This is a genomic window from Streptomyces candidus (assembly GCF_014207445.1).
In the GTDB taxonomy this organism is placed as follows: Bacteria; Actinomycetota; Actinomycetes; order Streptomycetales; family Streptomycetaceae; genus Streptomyces; species Streptomyces candidus.
Genome location: NZ_JACHEM010000057.1, coordinates 1 through 2,698, shown reverse-complemented (window position 1 = coordinate 2,698; position 2,698 = coordinate 1). Strand labels below are relative to the sequence as shown.

General features: G+C 70.1%; 3 protein-coding genes. All 3 read left to right on the top strand.

Annotated features, from left to right (window positions below; genetic code table 11):
• The first annotated feature begins 94 nt into the window (after positions 1 to 94).
• The 3 genes from HNQ79_RS33110 (at position 95) to HNQ79_RS33100 (ending at position 2,427) form a co-directional block, all read left to right on the top strand.
• Entirely contained in the window at positions 95 to 478 is a 384-nt protein-coding gene (locus HNQ79_RS33110) for a hypothetical protein (protein ID WP_185036692.1), read from the top strand.
• Positions 479 to 557: 79 nt separating this feature from the next.
• On the top strand, positions 558 to 935 hold the full coding sequence (locus tag HNQ79_RS33105; RefSeq protein WP_185036691.1) for a hypothetical protein: 378 nt from the start codon (positions 558 to 560) through the stop codon (positions 933 to 935).
• A 415-nt stretch (positions 936 to 1,350) separates the two neighbouring features.
• Positions 1,351 to 2,427 (top strand): hypothetical protein, encoded by a 1,077-nt coding sequence (locus HNQ79_RS33100; RefSeq protein ID WP_185036690.1) that lies wholly within the window; start codon positions 1,351 to 1,353, stop codon positions 2,425 to 2,427.
• Positions 2,428 to 2,698: the final 271 nt, after the last annotated feature.

Sequence of the window (2,698 nt, the reverse complement as noted above, 5' to 3'; positions counted from 1 at the left end):
TGCGATCCGGTCCAATGCTGGTAGTATTGAGCTTGTTGGAAGGGGATGGCACCCCGGACAACGGGAACCACTCGAAACCACACCGGAGGAACCCATGAGCGAGCAGATCACCCCCGAGCGCCAGGCCGAGGCGGAAGAGATCGGCCACACGGTCTACCAGGCCATGCGCGCCGAGATGATCGAGGCGTCCCGCCAGCGGGAGGGCATCGACACCCCCCTCCTCATGGAGGGGCTGGAGGCCGAGGCGACCTACCAGGCCGCCCGCGAGGCACTGACGAAGGCCCGCGCCGAACGTCAGAACGTGCACTACGCCATGTGGCGCGCGAACAAGGACCCCCGCGCCGTCGCGGCCCTGCTGCCCGCCACCGTCAAGGCCGCCACCGTGCGCGCGGCCGTGATCAAGCTCGCGCCGCGCCAGGACTTCGAAGCCCTGCCGCTGTGGCGCACCAGCGACGAGGAGGCCGACGCCACCAACTGACCCCGCCCGGCCGGGCGGTGGATGGCACCGCCCGGCCGGGCCCGAAACCCCGTCACCACGCACCGCAGGAGAGCACGCCATGAAGTTCCAGATCCACACCGCCATCGGCCACGACGCGCCCCCTGCCCCGCCCCTGCTGGACACCCACGAGGCCGCGCGCGCGTTCGTCGCCGCACTGGCCGACCTCTTCCAGGTCGAGCCCGCCCGCGTCATCCACGACGAATACCGGGCCGCCGGGTACGTGTGGACCAACGTCACCGTTGCGCTCCCCACTGTCGGCGAGGCGGTGTTCACCGTGGACAGTCGCAAGGCAGGCCCCGAGGCCCTCGGCCTGTACCTGGAAAACAAGGCCGTTCAGTTCGCTTGGGCCGAGAGCGAGAACATCGGGCAGATGCTCGCCCAGGCCATCCGCGCCGCCGCCTGCGAGCGGGCCGCCCGGACGGCCCGTCAGGGCTGAACCACCCCCGGGGCGGCGGCGGTCCGCCGCCCCGGACCCCCGTACGGCGGTGGGCGTCGACGGGTCGCACGGGCGGGCCGGGCGCGCGCCAGGTGGGCCCGGCCCATCGTGAGCGGCGGCCGCGCCATGGGTCCGACGGCCGGTGCGCAGCTCCGCCGCACGACCGCGACCTTCTGCCGGGCAGCCCGCCGAGCACGCGCCCGTCGCGGTGGACACAAAAAGCGACTGGCAGGGAGGGGGGTCGGCGCGACGCGGACGCCCCCAAAAGGTCATGTAAGTTCAGGAAAAAGCCTGGTCAGAGGCCCCTTTCCGCTACGCGATCCGGCCCAATACTGGTAGTATTGAACTTGTTGGAAGGGGATGGCACCCCGACCGACTGTCACTCGAAACCCGCACCACACGGAGGGCACAGATCATGACCACTACCCAGAGCGCGGACCGGGACCGCCAGCAGCTTCCGGCCCTGACGAAGATCGGCGGAGTCTGGCACTGCGTCATCTCCAACGAACTCTTCAAGGTCGTCAAGCCCGGTTGCAACTGGACCGTTATTCGCGCGAACGAGACCACAGATCCGCAGCCTGTCGCGTCCGGCCGCACCCGCAAGGAAGCCCTTGCCGCCGCCCTGACGGCCCTGTCGGTTTCCCTGGCCCTGCCTGAACCGACCGTGACCCCCGTGAGCCCCACGACGAACGCAGCGGATGGTGGCGTGACCATTGCCGTCGGACAGGTGTCGGTGTTCTTCCGACGTGAGCAGGGCGGATACGTCGAGCCGTGCTACAAGTGCGGCGGAAAGGGGCACATCCTCGGCTACGACCACGTCCAAGACGGCATCTGCTTCGCCTGCGAGGGGTACGGAGCCCCTGGTGTCCCGATGCCAGTTGAGCAGCGGATCGAAGATGTGAAGTACCTGGCTACCGACATTCGCAAGCAGCACGAACGGGCGATCATCGACGGCGCCAAGCAGCGGGCCATTTGGACCAAGTTCAGCGTCGTCGAGCCGGAGCTGGCCAAGTGGATGGACAACGACCGAAGCAGGTTCCCCGACGACCTGCGCCAACTGATCACCGCCGGAAAGACCATGACCCCTAGCCAGGACCAGGCCGCACGCCGAGCCGCCGAGCAGTACGCCCACCGCAACGAGCGCACAGCCGCAGAAGCCGCCGCACGCGCCGAGCGCGTAGCCACCGCCCGCTCCCTGGCCGAGAACGACGAGGTGGCCCACGAGGGCACCGTCACCCTGGCCAGGTCGGTCGACGGCCGATTCGGCTCCAGGACGCTCCTGCTGGTCGAGGCCGGAGACGGGCTCACGTTGAAGGTCTTCAGCACCAGTAAGGCGGCACGGGAGGCCGAGGAGGGAGACCGGGTGCACATCACCGGGACAGCCAAGAAGCCGCAGACCGACAGGTACGAAGGCACGCCGCAGACTCCCGTTGCCCGCCCGCGCATCACCATCCTTGCCACCGCCGACGACTTCGAAGAAGTCGCGGCGTGACCCCCTGTGGCGGGGTGGCCCCGAGCCGCCCCGCCACAGGGCCGGGCTGGCTGTGTGCGGCGTGGGCGTCGGCTGCGCGGTTGGTGGTGCGGCGCGGCGCGGAGCGCCGTGGTGGTGTCTGTGGTGTGGGCGCCGGCCGCGCTGTTGGGGGACTGGCCGGTGCGCGGCTTCGTGGTGGTGCACCGGGCCTTTGGCCCGGTAGCCGGGGGCTCTGCCCCGCGGACCCCCGCCAGCGCCAGGGGCGCGCTGGACCGCCCTTGGTGGAAAGGAA